General features: G+C 39.8%; 19 protein-coding genes and 1 tRNA gene. 2 read left to right on the forward strand and 18 right to left on the reverse strand.

Features of this window, described 5'->3' with window-relative positions:
- Window positions 1–230: 230 nt before the first annotated feature.
- The 9 genes from H8S07_RS10190 to H8S07_RS10225 form a co-directional block, all read right to left on the reverse strand.
- Entirely contained in the window at window positions 231–1,931 is a 1,701-nt protein-coding gene (locus H8S07_RS10190) for an N-6 DNA methylase (RefSeq protein ID WP_186855955.1), read from the reverse strand.
- Window positions 1,931–2,986, reverse strand: a complete 1,056-nt coding sequence (locus H8S07_RS10195; RefSeq protein ID WP_118251810.1) for a DNA cytosine methyltransferase — start codon at window positions 2,984–2,986, stop codon at window positions 1,931–1,933. Before H8S07_RS10195 ends, H8S07_RS10190 begins: the two co-directional genes overlap by 1 nt.
- On the reverse strand, window positions 2,979–4,295 hold the full coding sequence (locus H8S07_RS10200) for a DNA cytosine methyltransferase (RefSeq protein WP_158565273.1): 1,317 nt from the start codon (window positions 4,293–4,295) through the stop codon (window positions 2,979–2,981). The genes H8S07_RS10195 and H8S07_RS10200 overlap by 8 nt, the downstream gene beginning before the upstream one ends.
- A complete protein-coding gene (locus tag H8S07_RS10205; protein ID WP_118251812.1) occupies window positions 4,282–4,521 on the reverse strand; it encodes a helix-turn-helix domain-containing protein in 240 nt (79 codons plus the stop codon). Before H8S07_RS10205 ends, H8S07_RS10200 begins: the two co-directional genes overlap by 14 nt.
- Before the next feature lie 248 nt (window positions 4,522–4,769).
- Window positions 4,770–5,375, reverse strand: a complete 606-nt coding sequence (locus H8S07_RS10210) for a DUF6040 family protein (protein WP_118251871.1) — start codon at window positions 5,373–5,375, stop codon at window positions 4,770–4,772.
- A gap of 13 nt (window positions 5,376–5,388) precedes the next feature.
- Window positions 5,389–6,630: a relaxase/mobilization nuclease domain-containing protein gene (locus H8S07_RS10215; protein ID WP_186855956.1), complete on the reverse strand. Its 1,242-nt coding sequence runs from the start codon at window positions 6,628–6,630 to the stop codon at window positions 5,389–5,391.
- On the reverse strand, window positions 6,579–6,959 hold the full coding sequence (locus tag H8S07_RS10220; RefSeq protein WP_172733519.1) for a plasmid mobilization protein: 381 nt from the start codon (window positions 6,957–6,959) through the stop codon (window positions 6,579–6,581). The genes H8S07_RS10215 and H8S07_RS10220 overlap by 52 nt, the downstream gene beginning before the upstream one ends.
- Window positions 6,960–7,470: 511 nt before the next feature.
- Complete coding sequence (locus tag H8S07_RS14650; protein WP_279287680.1) at window positions 7,471–7,605, reverse strand: hypothetical protein; 135 nt, start codon at window positions 7,603–7,605, stop codon at window positions 7,471–7,473.
- Between the two features lie 111 nt (window positions 7,606–7,716).
- Window positions 7,717–7,980 (reverse strand): hypothetical protein, encoded by a 264-nt coding sequence (locus tag H8S07_RS10225; protein ID WP_005333764.1) that lies wholly within the window; start codon window positions 7,978–7,980, stop codon window positions 7,717–7,719.
- A 106-nt stretch (window positions 7,981–8,086) separates the two neighbouring features.
- Here H8S07_RS10225 and H8S07_RS10230 point away from each other — a divergent pair, with 106 nt between their 5' ends.
- Window positions 8,087–8,320, forward strand: a complete 234-nt coding sequence (locus tag H8S07_RS10230; protein WP_015540886.1) for a helix-turn-helix domain-containing protein — start codon at window positions 8,087–8,089, stop codon at window positions 8,318–8,320.
- Between the two features lie 51 nt (window positions 8,321–8,371).
- Here the strand turns inward: H8S07_RS10230 and H8S07_RS10235 are convergent, their stop codons facing one another.
- From H8S07_RS10235 to H8S07_RS10265, 7 genes are all read right to left on the reverse strand, one after another.
- Window positions 8,372–8,824, reverse strand: a complete 453-nt coding sequence (locus H8S07_RS10235) for a hypothetical protein (protein ID WP_055146809.1) — start codon at window positions 8,822–8,824, stop codon at window positions 8,372–8,374.
- Entirely contained in the window at window positions 8,821–9,765 is a 945-nt protein-coding gene (locus tag H8S07_RS10240; protein WP_186855957.1) for a ParM/StbA family protein, read from the reverse strand. Before H8S07_RS10240 ends, H8S07_RS10235 begins: the two co-directional genes overlap by 4 nt.
- A 196-nt stretch (window positions 9,766–9,961) precedes the next feature.
- Window positions 9,962–11,800, reverse strand: coding sequence for a DNA primase family protein (locus H8S07_RS10245; protein WP_243002310.1), 1,839 nt, complete (start codon window positions 11,798–11,800; stop codon window positions 9,962–9,964).
- A 111-nt stretch (window positions 11,801–11,911) separates the two neighbouring features.
- Window positions 11,912–12,259 (reverse strand): TnpV protein, encoded by a 348-nt coding sequence (locus H8S07_RS10250; RefSeq protein ID WP_118251815.1) that lies wholly within the window; start codon window positions 12,257–12,259, stop codon window positions 11,912–11,914.
- Between the two features lie 195 nt (window positions 12,260–12,454).
- The gene (locus H8S07_RS10255; protein WP_186855958.1) at window positions 12,455–14,200 is read right to left on the reverse strand and encodes a S8 family peptidase; all 1,746 of its coding nucleotides are present in this window, start codon (window positions 14,198–14,200) and stop codon (window positions 12,455–12,457) included.
- 221 nt (window positions 14,201–14,421) lie between these two features.
- A complete protein-coding gene (locus H8S07_RS10260; protein WP_118519476.1) occupies window positions 14,422–15,003 on the reverse strand; it encodes a manganese efflux pump MntP in 582 nt (193 codons plus the stop codon).
- A gap of 69 nt (window positions 15,004–15,072) precedes the next feature.
- Window positions 15,073–16,089: a glycosyltransferase family 2 protein gene (locus H8S07_RS10265; RefSeq protein WP_021860139.1), complete on the reverse strand. Its 1,017-nt coding sequence runs from the start codon at window positions 16,087–16,089 to the stop codon at window positions 15,073–15,075.
- 207 nt (window positions 16,090–16,296) lie between these two features.
- On the opposite strand from H8S07_RS10265, the gene H8S07_RS10270 reads away from it, so the two are divergent.
- Window positions 16,297–17,517 (forward strand): 6-phosphofructokinase, encoded by a 1,221-nt coding sequence (locus tag H8S07_RS10270; protein WP_117536802.1) that lies wholly within the window; start codon window positions 16,297–16,299, stop codon window positions 17,515–17,517.
- A gap of 342 nt (window positions 17,518–17,859) precedes the next feature.
- On the opposite strand, the gene H8S07_RS10275 is transcribed toward H8S07_RS10270, so the two are convergent.
- A tRNA-Gly gene (locus H8S07_RS10275) sits at window positions 17,860–17,930 on the reverse strand.
- 81 nt (window positions 17,931–18,011) lie between these two features.
- The gene (locus H8S07_RS10280; protein ID WP_021860137.1) at window positions 18,012–19,361 is read right to left on the reverse strand and encodes a D-serine ammonia-lyase; all 1,350 of its coding nucleotides are present in this window, start codon (window positions 19,359–19,361) and stop codon (window positions 18,012–18,014) included.
- Window positions 19,362–19,461 lie beyond the last annotated feature (100 nt).

Genomic DNA, 19,461 nt, shown 5'->3' on the forward strand with positions numbered 1-19,461 from the left:
AGAGATGTTCTGGCTGGCTTTATTGCTATAAAAAAAGAATGCGGATGTAGAACTTGAGCAATTGAATAAAAGGGTGGTGCCATTGTCTTTTTTGGAAGCAGAATCATATAAATATGCTAGAAAATATTTGTGTGAAAATTTTTCTGATGTATGGATTGTATCTGTAGATGCAGATGCAAGAACAGGAGCCAGAAGTGATAGTTTATTTCACACACTTCAAGGGCGTGCAGTTATTGTTTTGACGAGAAAAAAGACAATGGCACCACTAATGAAAGTACTGAATGATTCGGTGAATCCAACAGTTTTTTACAACTCCATCTTAAAAATTGCATAAATGGATTATTAATCTGTTTCTGAATATTTTGTCTACCTCTTCTCAATTCTTTTGGTGGTCTAAAGTCCTCCATAAGATGATTTATAATAGAAAAGTCTTTATCTGTATTATCTCTTATCGTATCCGAACATGGGGGATTTCCTATAACTAATTTCAATGGCATATTAGAGATACGACTTGCTTCCAATAATTCTCTGCCTTCAATAGAATCTTTATTTGCATCTCCGTTAAATACACTATTACTCAATGTATTTGCCAGTAAAATATGCACGCTGTTTCTTTTCGTTTCATCTTGCTTTTTCAAAACAGCCATTCTATAATTCGCCAACATATATGGTGCTGGAAGAATTTCTATTCCGCAAAGTGTATATGCACCATTTCCTGGGTCATGGTTAATCACTTCTTCCATAAATGATCCTGTTCCACAACAAGGATCTATAATGGTATTTCCATCATCATAAATACTTTTTCCCGAAAAATTCTTTGACACAACATAATTTGTCAATTTCACCACGAAATCTGCAAGTGCTTTAGGTGTATAATAAGCACCAAAATCGAATCTTGATTTTGCATCGTATTTTGACAAAAACAGCTCAAACAATTGATGATAATCTGGATTAACTAATTGCTGATCTGTCATTTTTATAAAAGACAAAAACTTAATACATTCATCTATCCGTTGATTAATAAAAAAATTCTTGTCTGAATGATCTCTTAAATAAAGCATAAGATTTCTAAATGGTGTTAATGCTTCACCCTCTGATAAATCTTCCTTAATATAGGCTATAATTTTTCTTTCTTTTTCAGTTGGAGTATCTTCTGGTAAACACAAAACTCTATGAGCATATAAAAGACAGAACATAATAACTTGTGCTGTAAAATCAGCAAATACGTCTGCCGTTCTCAACTTCGAGTCATTATGGTTATAAACCAATTTTCGCATTTGTTGAAGCAAGATAATAACTTCTCTTTCATTATCATTCATTGCTTCCTCAACTGGAATATTTGCCAATTCTAAAATATCATCTGCCAACATTCTTGTTCTCACAGCAACTAGTTCTACCAATTTTGATTCATTCATCTGCTGTGCTGATGGGTTTTTGAAGAATTCTCTCATATAAACTTCAAAACGTGGATTAAGCGTTTGAGCAGACCAATCTTTCGTATGCATTTTCTCTTTTTCTATAACAGATATAACAGCCGGTTCACTGTCCTTACTCATACAAAATACAAATTCCAACCCATCAGTAATAATAAGCTTATGCCCCAGTGTAAGGTATTTTTCTATTTGTGTTGCATAAGGTTTTGTATCAAATTCTTCCTCTGAAAGTCCTTTTCCCTCAATGTATCCATATATCCCCATAGTCTGTTTATTATGGATTCGCCAATCTGGACGGCCAACTCTCCCCTGTGTTGTAGGTTCAAGAATAACATCTATCTCCTCATTTGGATTGAATTCTTTAGCTAGTGCTTTTTCCATTGCATCCAGTGGCATTCTATAGGATAATTCTGCAGTGTACTGGCCACTGTTCATAGCATTTTTATATTGATTCTGAAGTGCTTTCAAATACGTCTTCATAATAGCATTGTATGACATTAGATTTTACCACTCCTTTTATAACAATCAATAATACTAGTTCCAATCTGTTTAGCAAGCAATGGCGGCACTGCATTACCTATTTGTCTTGCCATATCAACTTTACTTCCAGTAAAAAGAAAGTCTTTAGGAAAAGTTTGTAGCATTGCACCTTCTCTAAGAGAAATACTTCTGTCCTGTTCTGGATGACCAAACTTTCCTCTTGTAAAGCTATCAAATCTTGCTGTAATGGTTGGCGAAACCTCATCCCACGCCATCCTTCCATAAACATTTCTGTATCCAATCACAGAACTATCTATTTTATGGCAATCAGCTAAAAGCTCTTTAGGAAGATACTCTCGTCCTTGTCCCGGTTTTAAAGCTCTAATCCTTTTAAGGTTAATTTCCGACAACCTATCACGCCTATGCAACGAAATACCGGGATAATCACTTCCATCTTCAGGCGGCTCTGGCAAACTTCCTATAACATCTCTAACCGTGTAATGTTTCTCCATTTCTTTCGGATATTCGTAATTTACTCCCATATCACTTCGTTCACCAATAATAATATATCTTTTTCTTCTTTGTGCAACTCCATAATTCTGGGCATCCAAAAGCTTAATATGAACTGTATATCCAATGTTTTTTAGTTTATCAAGAAGTTCCTCCAGAATTGTTTTCCCTCTTTTTCCCGCAATTCCTGAAACATTTTCCATAACAAAATATCGAGGGTATAATTCATCTACCAATTGTGCATACTTAAAAACAAGCTGGTTTCTCGGATCCTCATCTGCACCTCGTCTCTGCACCGAAAATCCTTGGCAAGGTGGCCCTCCTGCAAGAAGAAACAATTCTCCTCGTTGCATTTTACAAATATTCAAAGCTCTTCCATCCAACATATCATTTATATCTGCAGTAAATGCTGGATGACTAAAATATTTTTTATTTGCTTCTATTGTTTTAATACACCGATTATCAATATCAAAGCTCAAACGAATATCAAATCCCGCTTGCTGTAACCCAAGCCCCAAACCACCAGCTCCGCAAAAGCTATCTATACATGTATATTTAACCATATAGTTCCTCTTTTCGTTTTGTTTTTATTCCCGCAATAACACTTGAGTAAGAACTACTGACAGGTTTCTCTATTGATTGTGGACCTTCTTTCAATTGTTGCTTTGTTGGCTCTACTGACAATATTTCTATTAACATGTCTATCGCTATCCCGGCTGAAAAAAGCGGGGGAACTGCTTCTCCTATCTGGCGATATACATCATCTGATTTCCCTAAAAATTCAAATCCAATTGGAAAACTCTGAAGCAATGCCGCTTCCCTAGCAGTAAGTCCTCTATCCTGTTCTGGATGTGTATATCTTCCACTTGCAGGATTACGAGCATAATGTGTTATAGTAATTGATGGTCGATCCCAATACAATCTCCCATAGGTATCCGAAAATCCCTTTGTGCGATCAAGGCACGCTGGACCAACACCTGCTGGTCTGTTTCCTCCATCATGAGGTACCTGTTTTAAAACAGCAATGGTACTTTTTTTATGTGCTGCACTTTTATGCATAGGATCCGATGGATCTGCAACTCCCGCAGCAACAGGTTTTAATGCTCCTATCGCCTCTCTAACAGTTTTATAATTTTTAGGTTCCAAATATCCTTCTGGTAATATAAATTCTTTTTTCATTCCTATTACAACAGATCGGAATCTTTCTTGTGGAACCCCAAAAGATGCAGCATTGTATATATTTTCTTTAACAATGTATCCTTCCTGTTCATATCTATTTTTTGCTGCATAAAAATATTTCCAATATCTATTTGATAAGAACTCTGGTACATTTTCCATTACAAAAGCTATGGGCTGAATAAAACTCACAATATCAGCAAACACATTCACAAGATTGTTTCTATGATCATCTTCTTCATTCCAATGCTTTTTTCTATGAGACGTAAATCCTTGACATGGTGCACAACCAATTAAAATTGTTGGTTTCATTTTATCATATCCTATAGTATCAAGTACTTTGATTAATTCTTCCTTATCTTCTGCCAATTCAATAATATCTCTATTTATAACAGGTGTATCAAAATTATGTGCATAACTTTCTGCCGAAAACTTATTTATATCACAGCCTCCCAAAAAATCAAATATGGGGATAATGTCATTAACCGCAGCAAATCCAAGTGAAGTTCCTCCTGCCCCACTAAAAAAATCTATAATCTGTATCTTGTTACCCGAATACATTTCTTTTTTCAAAGGTTTAAATTTCTTTTGTTCTTGCTGTGCCATAAGTAAAAGATCTGTCTTATATGATCTAAGATCTTCCGTTTCCCATATTCCAGTCATCGCATACTTTTGGAGAAACTCAATGTTCATCATGATGTCCTCCATTCATATTTTCTTCACCCTCAACGATCTCCATCACATCTCCAACATCACAATTAAGTGCACAGCATATTTTATCAATTACATCTGTTGTTACTCTTTCATTTTTTCCTAATTTAGCTAATGCATTTGTACTAATTCCAGAAGATAAACGAAGATCTTTTTTCTTCATATCTTTATCTATAAGAAGTTTCCAAAGTTTTCTATAGCTAACAGCCATCGATTAATCCTCCATTTCAAAATGCGAAAATCGCCTTAGTATAACCTATAAAAGTATATCTCAATTTTATCGTTCCGTCAATTTTAAATTGTAATCTACAATTTTTTGTCTGTTTTTTCAATTCCAACAGCTATTAGTCACTTAATTCTTTCATCTCAATTTTATTTTATAGCAATATATATTAACTGGTTATATAAAAGACAGGAAATATAAACACATCCTATTCCCTGTCTATACCTGCAAATTTTTTAGGAATATTTATTTTCTAAATACTTCCTAATCCAAACAGTCCCAATATTAATAAAGCAAACAATAACTAATAAATTAATGGGAATAACTTCACGAATCATATTTCCCAAAACTGCAATAAACGAAACACTCAAGATAAGAACTGTTTTATACATACTATCCCATATTTTTTTGTACTGTATAGTTGCTTTCCAGACAAGAAAAACACTTCCCATAATTCCAAAAATAATAAGAATCATTGTAAAACTACGTTCAAATAACACTTCTCCTGCTGAATATCCGAGATACTCCAAGTTCTCAAACCACTCTGCATATTCCAGCCACCATTCAATTGTTTTTTTTCCTAGTTGAAGAATATCCCTTTGAAATGCCCCATTCTGAACAAGTGAACAAACAATAATCATAATATATCCCCAACTCCAAACGTACATATTTTCTTTCATATCATTAATTTCTCTTTTTGCTTTCTTTCTGGCTTTACGGATTTCCAGCTCTGCCCGTTTCTTTTCATTGCGTACTTTGGTTTCTGCCTGCTCTGTCTTTTTCTCCGCTTCTTTTTGTTTCTTCTGTGCATCATCCACTGCTTCAACAGATGATTTGTTCACCTGTATCTGCAATTTAGAGTTCTGGTCCCGAACGTCTTTTATCTCTTCTTCGAGCTGCTCTTGCTCGCTCCTGCTCTGCAAACCGTTTCTGTTCCTCAGATCGTCGTTGCTCTGCTGAAGCGATTGATTCAGTTTCTGCGTTTCGGACAGCTCGGTTGTCAGACGCTGAATTTCTACGGTTGATTTCCGAACTTCTTCTCGCAATCTCTGCCTGTCGGATGAGATCGTCTGTTTCTCTTCTTCCAGCATCTGTATTTGCTGTTTTTGTTTTCGCATGAACTCTTTCGCCTTCTCGAAACTCTGTACGAGAATATCCCTCTCTACTTTGAGCTTGATCAGTGATTCCTCTGGCGTCTGCGATGGCTGCGTCAAGCTCTCTGTAATAGTTTCTGAGTTCTTCGTCTGATCTGCTGTTCCTGTCGGATGCATCTCTGGCTTTTTGCCTATTTCCATTAAATTCATTCTCTAAGCCCTCCTTGCTGATGTCCAGATGGAATGTTTTGGACAGATTACTATCACGTACTTTCTTCCCATCCTGATTCTGAAATGTGATGTGTTTCCGTTTCTCTGTCCAGTTTACGTTCCACCCGAACTGCTTCATTTTTTCTATAAATTTTTCCTTACTGATACAATTTTCCAGTGCTTTTAGCACCGCCATTGCACAGTCCGCTACAAAGCTATCCTTTACCTGCTGACGGAACAAATTATATTTGTCTTTGCTCCATGCAATGACTTCCCCTTTTTCAATCTGGCTTCCATCAAAGTGCTTTCCTTTTTCGGCAACGGTCAGCCCTCGCTCCCGGCACATCTGGTTGGTAAGCTGTTTCATACGTTCCAGATCTTTTCTGGTGTTATGCAGCTTTCTTCCATCTTCATAACTCACCGAATTTGTAACCAGATGGCAATGGATATGGTCTTTATCCTTATGTACCGCTACTAAAGTCTGGAATCCACTGAACCATTTTTCCGCAAACTCTTTTCCAAATTTAAATGCCTGCTCTGGGGTGATCTGCTCGTCCTTATGCCAGGAAATAATGTTGTGGGCGTACATTCTCCCGGTGTCTTTATCCCACAACTTCTTTTCTTCCAGAAAGGTTCTGTACACCAGATCATAGATAATCTCATCATGGCGGTACGGGCCTGTTACATAGGTAAGCGGTTCGCTGGTCTTATCCTGTCGTAACACATATTCGATACAGTTTCTCATTGCTCCATGTGTATTTGTCCGCTTATTAATCGTCTTATTAACTGCCATATCCTCTCACTCTCCTTCCGATACTTGAGAATATTTTTATTGAGGAAATACAGCATACTGTCATTTGGGATTTCTCCATCTGTATGCAGCTTCCTTGCAATCTGATTGATATTTGTAGTTGCTCCCCGGAGCTGGCAAAGAATATCTGCAAACATCTGGTTCAATCTTTTCAGTTCTTCCACTTCCTCTGCCGATGCTATCTTCAAGTCTGCGATTGCTTTTATCACAACTTCCTGCTGTGTTCTTCCAGATTCTTTCACTTTGTTTTGAAGCAGATTGTATTCCGCTTTATTCATTCGTATAGTTACTGTATGATTTCGTTTTCTCATAGGCTTTTATCTCCTTTCTTTGCTTGATTTTTCATTCTTTATTAACAGACACAGCATTCTGGTGGCATATTTGCAGGAGATTTATAAGAGAGTGCAACGCTCTCTTATACAGGTGCAGGACAGCGTCCTAGTCAATTAGTAAGTGTTCCGTAGGAATGTCCGGTGGACATTTCGCAGGAATACTTACTAATTGGCGTGCCGGGGTTCCAAGGGGCAGAGCCCTCTGGCAAGTTTAGGAACAGCCCAAAGGCTGGTTCCGGTGCAGAGTGGCTTGCCACTCTGCGAAACTTGCCTGTCATCTCCCCACCACTGAATCGACACCCGCCAGGCAATATTTTCCACCCTACATTATCAAATCCAAATGGAGATGACGGTGGGTTTGTGGTGCAGGAGCCGACTGCGGAAGAAAAAGAAAAGCTCCACCTTTCATAGATTTTCCCTTTCTGAAACAGGCTAGTCATGCACCACTCCGATGCGAAGTATCGGACAATCATGTGCCGTATCCGGCACCCTATATCTTTTCTTTGCCTGTTTGTACACCCCTCTCATCTGCAAACACATTTCTGCCATATTTCCCTGTTATTTCTGTCTTTCTTTTTCTGAACTGCTTTCTATTTCTGCTGAAAGGCATAAAAATAGCAGTCATGAACATTTCTCCAACTCATAATGTCTGAAATGCTATCACTGCTATTGTCTTTTTCTGCTATTCTGTTTTCGTAAAACTATTCTTTACTGTCAGTCCTTTTTCCTGTTACTGCTATTTTATTTTGTCGCAAATTTCAAGCAGGTCATGTAATAAATTCTCCAGTTTCATAAGTCTGCGATGCTGATACCAGATCAATCCTGGCAATCCCGCTGCAAGAAAGAACGAAGCACACAAAATCTTTATTGCCTGTCCTCTGCTGCTTATCCCTCCATATCCAAATCCACATACCAGATTCACGAATAAAACATAGAAATATCCACAAAATAAGACAAACTCAAAAATCCACACCAGCACCTTTTTCACTTTCTCTTTCACTCTGTACTTCTCCCTCCTACATTTTTAAATTCAGTGTAGCGAATTTCTCGCTATATTTCAATAGTGAATATCTCGCTAAGTTATTATTATGCTAGAGGTGAAACACATGTATCAGAGAATACGGGATCTGCGTGAAGATCGTGACCTTACGCAGAAGAATATGGGTGAAATCCTAAATTGCAGTCAGCGTATTTACAGTAATTATGAATGTGGTGATGTCGATATCCCTACTCACATTCTGATTAAACTGGCTGAATTTCATAATACCAGCGTTGATTATCTGCTAAACCTGACAGATGATAAACGTCCTTACCCAAGAAAAAAGAATAGCTCCACTTAAAGCAGTCTGATTTATTTTATGTAAGCCAGACTGCTTTTCTTTTATAATCAGCTAAAAACTGTCTGCAAAATCCAGTGCTGCATCCATATCAGCTTCTTTCTCCCAGTCCAGATTATCTTCTGCGATCTCTTCATCCGTTTTCTCCATTGTTAGTGTTCTGTCCGGCAAATTAATTTCTCCCACCGATTCTTTTACAAACGGTACAAGCATTTCCATCAGATTCTTCGCTATAGCCATCGGGACAGATTCTTTCACCCCATCCCGGACAGCTGTTTCCACTCTTTCCAGAAATGCATCTTCCTTTTCTCTGGTTTCCAGATACGGATCTGCTTCATTCCTGTACTCTCTGGAAAAATAATCGTTTAAAGCAACTACAACTGCTCTGGTGTACGATTTATATTTTTTCCTGTCCATCGTCTGCAAATATTCCCATGCCTGCCTGTCCTGTTCATCACAAAGGTTCAAACGGATATTTGTATTGATGATTTTCCGTTCTTTTCTCATACAAGCATCCCTCCGTTTCTCTGGATCTTCCTTACGGTCATTGCTTCATAGCCTTTCGCTGTGGCACAGATGTCCCGTACAATCGTTACCCGGCTCTTGTCATATTCTCCAAAATTCTGGATCATACAACCGCCACCGCCGACCACATACAGACGCATCAGTTCTGGATTATATTCCCGTTCTCTCAGCTTATGGAAGATTTCTTTCGTATAATCTCTGGCAGCTTTACGAATGACTGTCAGATATTTCTCACCAATATCTGCTGTCCCGGTACGGATCACCTGCTCAATCACCAGATCGTCTACCACCGTTCCCAGTTCTTTCAGCAAGGATTCTCTTACAGCAAGCACACACTGATGCGTTCCATATTTCTCTGTAAAGCATTTCTTCTCTAATGGACGGGAATTATTGATATACATGATATTCATAGTGCCATTTCCAATATCTGCCAGCATGTTGATTCCTTTGAAATCCTGTAAACGGTAAAAAGCTGCTGCAAATCCCTGTGGGTAAATATCAGCTCCTGCAAACTCCACATGATATTCTTTATTGCGGAATGTAAAATCCACACATTCATTCTGGAGAAGATATTTCTGGAAATCTTCTTTCTGTGTAGCTACCCAGGTAAGTGGAAGTCCGGCTGCAATGTGTACCTTTGCCCGCTTCATACCTTTCCCATCCAGTTCCCTTGCGACAGCCGCCAGTGTCAGCACATAATAGTCCTCGTCCTGCGTTTTCTCTGCACAGAACTCCTTGTGTTCCTCTCCGATCTGGTAATACATGCCATTGTAAACAAGAAGATTATTCTGGAAGATTGGCTCCTTGTCATATCTGGCTACACCGGCTGGAAAGCATCTGGTGGCTGTTTTCATGTTTCCATACCCATGATCAATCCCGATCACCATAACTGTCTCATTATTGTTGTTTTTCATCATTCTCATAATCATACCTCACACTTTCTTAATTTTTATTTTTTTACTTTTTCCCAAATTCGGGAAAAACCTATATTTGTATCAGCTAGAACATTGATACATGAAAAAGGGCAGTCAGTGTAAAAAAAGCAAAATTTTATGTACTCTGGCAGCTATCTTTGTTATTTCTCCTGCTCCGGTAACATTTCTTTTTGCTTATTTTGCCCTAAATGCCCTTAATTCCCTGATTCATATTTAACTGTAACTGTTTATAATCTGTATCTGTTTCTTCAAAAGGTATTCTTTCTTCTGGATCTACAGGACAAAAATCTTCTTCCTTAACTGCAATATCCTGATAATAAAACTCACCATTGTACTGCTTCAGAAGGAAACCTTTATCTGTCATATTCCTGAAAAAGTTGGATTTACCATGCCCCTGTCGGCCATTCTCTTTGCAGTATTCCTCATACATATGGAACACTTCACTTCGTTTCAGACGTTTTCCTTTGGCACGCACCAATGACTCATCAATAAAAGCACAGATACTATCTGACGTCCGTTGCACTTCTCTTACACATTCTTTGCTGTGTTCGCTCTCCGTGAACTTTCCCTGTTCGTACAGATTTTTCAATGCAATCATCGCCATATGAATTGCATAATCGGATTCTGCCTGTACCTTTTCCTTTAAGTGCAGATCTTTTTCACCACTTTTTACTACCCGGTTCATATCAAGAATCAGTAGTCTGCGATAAAAAGCATCCGACTTATCCTCAAGATTCTGCGGCATTTCATTGGTAGAAAAGAGTAACTTTGCATAAGAGTGAAAATGGATTGCATCCTGTCCCTTTTTCTCATAGATCAGTGTATCTTCACCGACTGCTTTCTTTAATACATCTGTGTTCTCCATTGCTTTACATGGAATATCCGCACAGGCATTTAGTAGCTTTCCGTACATTCCTGTGGCATAGAATCGTTTGTTCAAATCCTGTAAAGAAATGCTGGACATATTGGTGATTCCAACCACATACTGGATCAGTGATACTGCCACAGACTTTCCGGTTCCACCATTTCCTTTCAGTGTAAGGAATTTCTGAAACTGCGTATCCTGTGTCATGCAGTATCCAAAATACTCCCAGAATGTCTGCTGTTCTTCTTTATTTGGAAGAGACGATGCAAGATACTTTTTGATATTTTCTCCACCTTGTAACACCTGCTCACAATCCTCTGGATAATAGGGAAATGGAATCTGATTGATTGTCAGATAATCCGGATTGTGTTCCAGCATTTCACCCGTAACCGGATCGTAATATCCATTTTTGAAGTTGATCCACCTCACAGGTTGTTTATTTAGTTCATATGCCTCTCGGTGAACTTTTGGCTGTGCGATCAGCAGATTATAGATTCTTTTGATCACTCCACTCTGTACCTGGTCACGATAGATCAGCTTCTGGATACGGTATTTCATTCTTACCCCATCATGGTCTTCCAGGAAAACACCATGCTCATAATAATACGGTGTGATTCCCACCACAAAAAACTGAACATTCTCCACCAGGTAATCTACAATCTCCATATCCCGGACACCTTTCACATTTCCTTTTGCATCAAATAAGTGAAAACGGCTCAGTTCCGGTTCTTCTTTCGGATCTCGCTCAAACCGAAGAATATACTTTTCCAGTAATTTCTCAACTTCTTTCTGATTATCCAGTTTGCCAAGGTACTCCTTCTCTTTGAACAACTGCCAGCCCGCTTTTCCATCAAGACCAGCGTCTTTGAAAAATGTCTGTAACTTATCATTCATCCACTTCACCGTACAGGCAGTCACATAATGATAGGCACTCTGACAGCTTCCAGTAAACTGAATAGATCTCATTTCCTCTATAAAAGAATCTGCACTGAAATAATATCCATCATCTTCCTGCACCAGACAAAGCGCCTGATAACCTGACATCACAATATTCAATGCGATATCCTGATTGTCCACCAGAAAAATATAGGTCTGTGCTGTCCCTTCCGGATTGGTTTCCATATAATGCTTCAAAAACTTCTTATTCAAACTTATCACTTCCTTTCAGGCAAAGAAAAAGACGCAAGCCATATCTTATGACTCACGCCTTACTTCGCTCACAATATTCTATTTTTATCAGTTACCTGCCAGATTAGTTACTGACAATCCTTATACATAAATCAATTCTTTCAGGATAATCTCTTCTGCAATCGCTCTGTGCTGATTGGCAGCTCTTACCCATGCCATCTGATTTTTCTCCTTATCCGGCAGTGGTTCTTTTTCTTCCAACTGTTTCAGAATCACTTCTTCCCGTTCCCTGGCTGCCTTGTCCACTTCCAGAAGATGCGCTCCAATGGTATCCTGTAAGAGCATCACCTGATACGTTGAATTTCGATGGTTCTTCAGATAATCTCTGCGTAAGAATCCATATTTGCCAAGCTGCTCCATCTGCTCACCGGATTTATAGGTGAGGTTCGGAATCAGGTATCCATTTACATTTGTATAAGTCAGTTTCATATTACTGTGACCTCTCTTTCGTTTAAACTTTTATCTGTAACAGAACCAGATGTTCATGTTACGTCATTGCTACAAATCTTTTTTTCCATATTATTTTGAATCCAACCCGGGCAGATTTTCTTCAAAATCATGGTGAAAGTGCTTCGTTTCTGTGTTGGGAAAATGAACGGAAACACTTGATTTTACTGACTTTCTTCAATGTAACCTTATTATAACGTCCTCCCCATATCCGCTCTCCGCATTCGGTCTCTCCTCATACCCCGGCAGTGGTTTTGCTCCCCTTCTCAGATAAGCCTTCACCTTCTCCCCATACAAATATGGATCATTCCCTTTCACAATCCCCCATTCCATCAGAAGTGCTGCTGCTCCTGTCACAAAAGGGGTTGCAAAAGATGTCCCGGTAAACGCTGCATATCCGCCGCCTGTTGTCACCGTCGTCACATCGACTCCCGGTGCGACCAGATCCGGCTTCTCCACAATGCCTCCCCCTCTCCTCAGTGGACCTCTTCCTGAAAAATCAGCATAGGAAAATGTTGTTCCGTTATATGCACCGACAGATATTACCCGTCCTGCCGTAGAAGGAATCGTAAGCGTCGTCGTTGCTTCTGGCTTTAAAAACCCGGTTCCGCGGTTCAGCATGATATCTCCCGAAAGCCATAATTCATATAAACCATTCACAATCTTTACGGGTTGTATTATAATTTTCCACACACCACTGCCGACAAAACGGTTTACCGGCAGAAAATCAATATAGATTTCCTGTGCAGTACTGTATGGACTCGGTTTTCCATAATAAATAAGCAGTTCTGTCTGTCCCAGTGTAAATCTTTGTGTTCCAAGTATTTCTGCAATCTGCGTACTTCGAAGACCGGATGGCGCAATTACAGAAATCTCCACAACATCCGCATATTCTTTCCAGATCTGCACATTCAGCGCCGGCTGATTTTCCTGCACCGCAAGTTCAATGACTGTTTCCGTATTTTCCTGCAACATACCGGATGTATGCCCGGCACTTGCCGCCTCATTTCCGGTTCCGACACAAATAACACTTTTCCACATATTTGACATATCATCGATATAACGTTCCACCAGTGATGTTCCATCATGTGAACCGTAGGTATTTCCAAAACTTAAATTCACAGCTACCGGCATGCGAAGCTCCAACGCTTTTCGGATAACATAATCCAGTGCCAGCATAAGCTCCGTTGTCCGCGGGAACCCCTCCACATCAGGTGTTCCAAGTTTGACAACCAGCAGTTCACTTTCCGTCGCCACGCCCGCATACCTTCCATTACTGTTTCGTCCATTCCCTGCTGCCACACCAGTCACCGCCGTTCCATGCCCGGAAACATCCCGGCTTCTCACTCTTTTCATCCGCTCTGTCACAGAATTTTCCTGTAAAGCTTCATCGATCTGCTCACTTGTATATTCCACGCCAATTTCATATCCTTTCGGCGCGCTCTCCCCCGGTTCTGGATTTAAAGACTGATCCCACAGAAAACGGATTCTTGTATTTCCATCTGCATCTCTGAAATCCGCATTTGCATAATCAATCCCGGAATCTATGATCCCGATCAGAATTCCCTGTCCAAATAAAGAAAAACGCGTATCCTGTACTTCGTTAATACAAGATACCCGCTTTCCATTCGCTACCTGAAAAAATAATCTTTTCGGCTTTTCCACATATTCAACTTCTGTAATCTCCGTCAGATCTTCTATTTTTGATTCCGCGATTCTGATGACTGCATATTCATTCTGAAGTTCCGTTACACGTACTGCAATATTTCTTACACGTCCCAGGTTCCCGGAATATTTAACGATCAGGTCCCACTCTCTTTCCAGCCGGTCATACCCAACATCCAGATTCCGTGATCTTTTTCTCTCTTCTTCCGTAGAATCCAGTGCCAGATTTAAAAGATTCTCCAATTTCTGACTGGTCATATAAACACCTTAAATACTTTCTTATTTACTGAAAGTATATTCCGCGTACACGCTTCATTTTCCTGAAATAATACATACTCATGATAAATGACAGCACTTCTTCCCGATTTTATTTTTCCGGAACTACATTTACAACAATATCTGTTATGAGTAAAAATACCGTAACATGGAGCAGAATGATACAGCGCTTTTTCTGTGACCATTGTCACTTGATTTTTCTCTTAAAATACACCGGCAATAAAGATCTCCAGACCGATCACGATCAGAATAATTCCCCCAAGGATCGTTGCTTTTCCGGCAAATCTTGTTCCGAACCGTTTACCGATCGCAAGTCCTGAAATACAAAAAAAGAACGTTACGGTAGCAATGACCAGGGAACAGACAAGCGCCATAAAAAAATCATATTCTGCAATTGTAAATCCAACGGACAGCGCATCAATCGATGTTGCCACTCCCTGTACAAATAAAGCCCATGCGCCTACACCCGGCTTCTCTTCTTCCTCATCATTCCTAAATCCGTCCCACAGCATCTTTCCACCGATATAAAGAAGTAATATTAACGCAATCCATGGGATAAACTTTTCAAACGCCCGGAAATACTGCACGATCGTATGTACACATATCCACCCGGTCATTGGCATCAATGCCTGAAAAAATGCATATACACCTGCTACTCCGCACATTTTTTTCTTCCGCATCTTTGGCTCATTAAGCCCATTCGCCAGCGACACGGAAAACGCATCCATTGTAAGGCCAACACCCAGCAACACACTGTTTACAAAAAATAATACATTCCATTCCATCTTTCTTCCTCCGATATTAAATAGCAAAAAAGAACCAGATACAGTTCCAAACTATACCTGGTTTCTATTTTAATTAAATCCAATCAGACGTCTTGCAACGCTGTATGCAAGAGAAGAAATCTTTCTTCCTGATCTTCCCGGAATGTTCATTGTCTGTCCAAGAATTCCATAGCGGATTTTTACAAAGCTACGGAAATCCTTTCTTCGCAGATACTGCCAGAGTTCCTTTTTCTTCGCCAGATTCTCTTTATCTTTGGAACGAATACATAAAATAGAAGAAACTGTCATCATAATTGCAAGATAATTCAACATATAAGATCTTAGTTTCTTACAGCCGATATCCTTTAACTGGTACATATCGATCATTGCCTTTGTAACAAAAATCTGCTGATCCAGACGTTTAATCATTACTTTCTCATTGACTGACTGATCGTCTCTTCCAATAAAGTAACGGTAGAAATCCACATCCAGATAATATATTTTACGCACATGCGGAAGTGGATAATACACATAAATATTATCTACATAGAATGTATGCTTCGGAAGATGTAACTGAATCAGCTTCAGCATATCTGTACGATAGATAACCGAATGCATTAGGATATACTGATCCAGATGGAAATGCCCGATATCCCCCCAGTGGAAGATCTCATCCTGTGGCAGTACATTTCTGTAATGAATCACTTTCTTATGCGTTGCTCCAACCTTCTCGTAAACATAGTTGGAAATAAGCATATCAATCTCTTCACCGTCTTCTTCCAGATTTCTTAAAAGTGCAAGGATCTTATGCAGTGCTTCTTCATCTACCCAGTCATCGCTGTCTACTACTTTAAAATACTTTCCGGTTGCATGACTTAAACCTGCATTCACCGCGTCTCCGTGTCCGCCATTCTCTTTGTCTACCACCTTTACAATGTCCGGATACTTTTCCATATATTCATGTGCGATCTCAGATGTTCTGTCCTTAGATCCGTCATTAACAATAATAATCTCTACTTCTTCTTTTCCCGGCAAAATGCTCTCAATTGCTTTTGCCATATATTCCTGTGAATTATAACTTGGAATTGCAAATGAAATATACTTCATTGTATTCTCCTTTCTTTCGTTTCCCGAATCAGTATACCTTATTTTTCCCAATTTTCCAATAAAGAACAGTTAAATTTATTCTTAAGATTCTCTTTGGGATTGTAAATATTTTTATTTTCCGTTATAGTGAACCTGTAGTATGCATTATTGTCATACAGGGTTTTTTGTTCAAACCGAAATAAAATATTTTAATATGGAGGATTAAATATGAAAAATATAATCGTTGGACAGTCCGGCGGACCAACCGCCGTTATCAACGGAAGTCTCTACGGAGTTGTCACCGAAGGACTTGCACATCCGGACAAGATCAGTCACGTCTATGGCATGATAAATGGAATCGAAGGTTTCTTAAACGACCGCATCATGGATATGAATGCACTTGCCGAAAACAGAGAACTTGAATTTGTAAGGACAACACCCGGAGCTTATCTTGGCTCCTGCCGCTACAAACTGCCGGAGGATTTAACTGATCCTGTTTATCCGGAACTGTTCCGCAGATTCGAAGAAAAAAACATCGGATATTTCTTCTACATTGGCGGAAATGATTCGATGGATACCGTAAGCAAGCTTTCCCGCTATGCTGCCGGAACAAACAGCAAGATCCGTTTTATCGGTGTTCCGAAGACAATTGATAACGATCTCGTAGAAACTGACCACACTCCCGGATATGGAAGTGCCGCTAAATACGTTGCTTCTGTTGTCCGCGAAGTTACAGCAGATGCTTCTGTTTACGACAATAAACAGTCTGTTACCATCGTAGAAATCATGGGACGTCATGCCGGATGGCTGACCGCTGCCAGCGTTCTCGCCCGCAAATTTAAAGGCGATAACCCGGTTCTCATTTATCTGCCGGAAGTTGCTTTTGATCCGGATGCTTTCATTGCAAAAGTAAAAGAAGCTTTAAAAACAACACCGAACCTTGTTGTTTGCATTTCAGAAGGAATTAACGATGGAAAAGGTACTTTTATCTGTGAATATGCAAGCGATGTCGGAGTAGATACCTTTGGACACAAGATGCTCACCGGTTCCGGTAAATACCTAGAAAATCTTGTCAAAGAAAAAGTCGGTGTAAAAGTCCGTTCCATCGAACTGAATGTCTGCCAGCGCTGTTCCAGCTCCATGCTTTCTGCTGCCGATCTTACAGAAGCAATCGGTGCAGGTACTTACGGCGTTCAGGCTGCACTTGCCGGCAAAACCGGTAAGATGATTACTTTCATTCGCCGTCAGGATCATCCTTATGAGTTATCATACGGCACTGCCGATGTAAATCATATCTGTAATAAAGAAAAAGCAGTTCCAACCGAATGGATCACCGGTGACGGATCAGATATCAGTTCTGCATTTATTACTTATGCACGCCCGCTGATCCAGGGAGATGTAACGGTTCCAACCAAAGATGGGCTCCCTGTTTTTGCTTATCGCAAATAGCTCTGGAACGTTCATATTTTGTTCACTTTTCTTTAAAAATTCTTTCACTGATACAACACGTTTTCTTCACAGGTGTTGCATATAATGTAAACATACAAAGAAAAGACAACAACTAAACTTTTGAATAAACTTTTTCATAATACATGCCGGGTATCGCAAAAGCGATCACCCGGCATCCTCCCTTTTTAAAGAACTTTTTTACTCTGCCACCGGCAGCTTTTTTATTTATAAATCAAGATCCTCGTAGCTATAACATAAAAGCCGCATAACCGCGCTTTAACAAGCGCAGCTATACGGCTTTTCTAAAATCCCCTCTTGCATCTTATTACTAACATACAAAAAAGCGGGTGATGGGAATCGAACCCACGTATCCAGCTTGGAAGGCTGGTGTTCTACCATTGAACTACACCCGCATTATCCGCATCACTCTCCGTGACACGAATAACATTATATTATGCGAATTTTAAAATGTCAACACTTTTTTACAAATGTTTCTATAAATATTTTTCTAAATATTCTTTCCGTATCTCATCCGGTACAAGTCTGCCACCGGTTGCCCACACGATCTGTGTCGCATTTTTAAGTATTTTCTCCGTTAAAGCATGCTTCTTACAATATGCCTTTGTCTCCTCTTCTTCAAGCAAACGGACTGGTCCGATAAAAGTTGCGCAGCTGGATGGCTCAATCTGCTCCTCTTCTGTCTTGTAGAGAAGTCTTAGAAAATCATACAGTTTGCTGTCATTGACTGTGAATCCCCCCGATAGCAAGTTCGTCATAATTCTTGTCACAAAGCTGGACGGACTGGCACATGCAAGACCATCCGCCTCTGTTTTGCCTGTCATTCCATAATCCCGCACATTGGCATGCTCAAATTTCTGCGTTGCAATTCCAAGCATTACAGACGGACATTCTACCGGCTCTACAAAGAAACAATGTACCAGATCTCCATAGAGACGTTTCAGCCCGTAAGACACACCACCCGGAGCGCCGCCAACACCTGCCGGTATATATACAATCAACGGATGTTCTTCATCTACAACAACTCCCTGCTCTTCAAACTGTTTCTTAAGCCGCCCTGCTGCCACTGCATATCCCAGAAACAGATTCACCGATTTCTCATCATCTACAAAATAACTCTTTGGATCAGCATCTGAATTTTTCCGGCCTTCCTCAACTGCTCTGGAATAATCCTGCTCATATTCAATAACTTCCACTCCTTTGCTGCGAAGGAGGTCCTTCTTCCATTGTTTTGCGTCAGCCGACATATGCACGATCACATGAAAGCCAAGCGCCGCACTCATAATTCCAATAGACATGCCAAGGTTACCGGTAGAGCCGACCTGAACCGTGTATCCGGACAGAAACTCCTTCATCTTCTCATCTGCAAAGACTTCATAAGAATCCTGTTCTTTCAACATTCCGTTTTTCAGTGCCAGATCTTCTGCATGTTTTAATACTTCATAAATACCGCCTCTTGCTTTCACAGAGCCAGCGATTGCGAGATGGCTGTCTTTTTTCAGGAACAGTCTTCCCGGTATCTCACATGTATATTCCTTCTTTAAGCCTTCCTGCATCTTGTCGATCTCAACTAACGGAGATTCGATCAGTCCTCCCGTTTCCCTTGTTTCCGGGAATTCTTTCATAATAAATGGTGCAAATCTCTCCAGACGTTTTTTTGCATCTTCGATGTCTGCGTCCGATACTACCAGTTCGCAGACACCATTCACAAAATCAAATGGTAAATATGCCGGATTGCTCCACCCGACTTCCTGCTTGTCACGCATCTGTTCGATCATCTGTGCATTGCGCTCTTCCAATATATTCTTATATGTTCCGTTCGCCATTGTCTGTCTCCTTTCCAGTCATTTTCCTGTCACTCTTCTATCCTATGAAAACATTATAGACATTTCCGGGCACGGAGACAATCTTTTTCACAATTTCTTT

The sequence above is a fragment of the Dorea hominis genome (genome assembly GCF_014287705.1).
GTDB classification, from domain to species: domain Bacteria; phylum Bacillota; class Clostridia; order Lachnospirales; family Lachnospiraceae; genus Dorea_D; species Dorea_D hominis.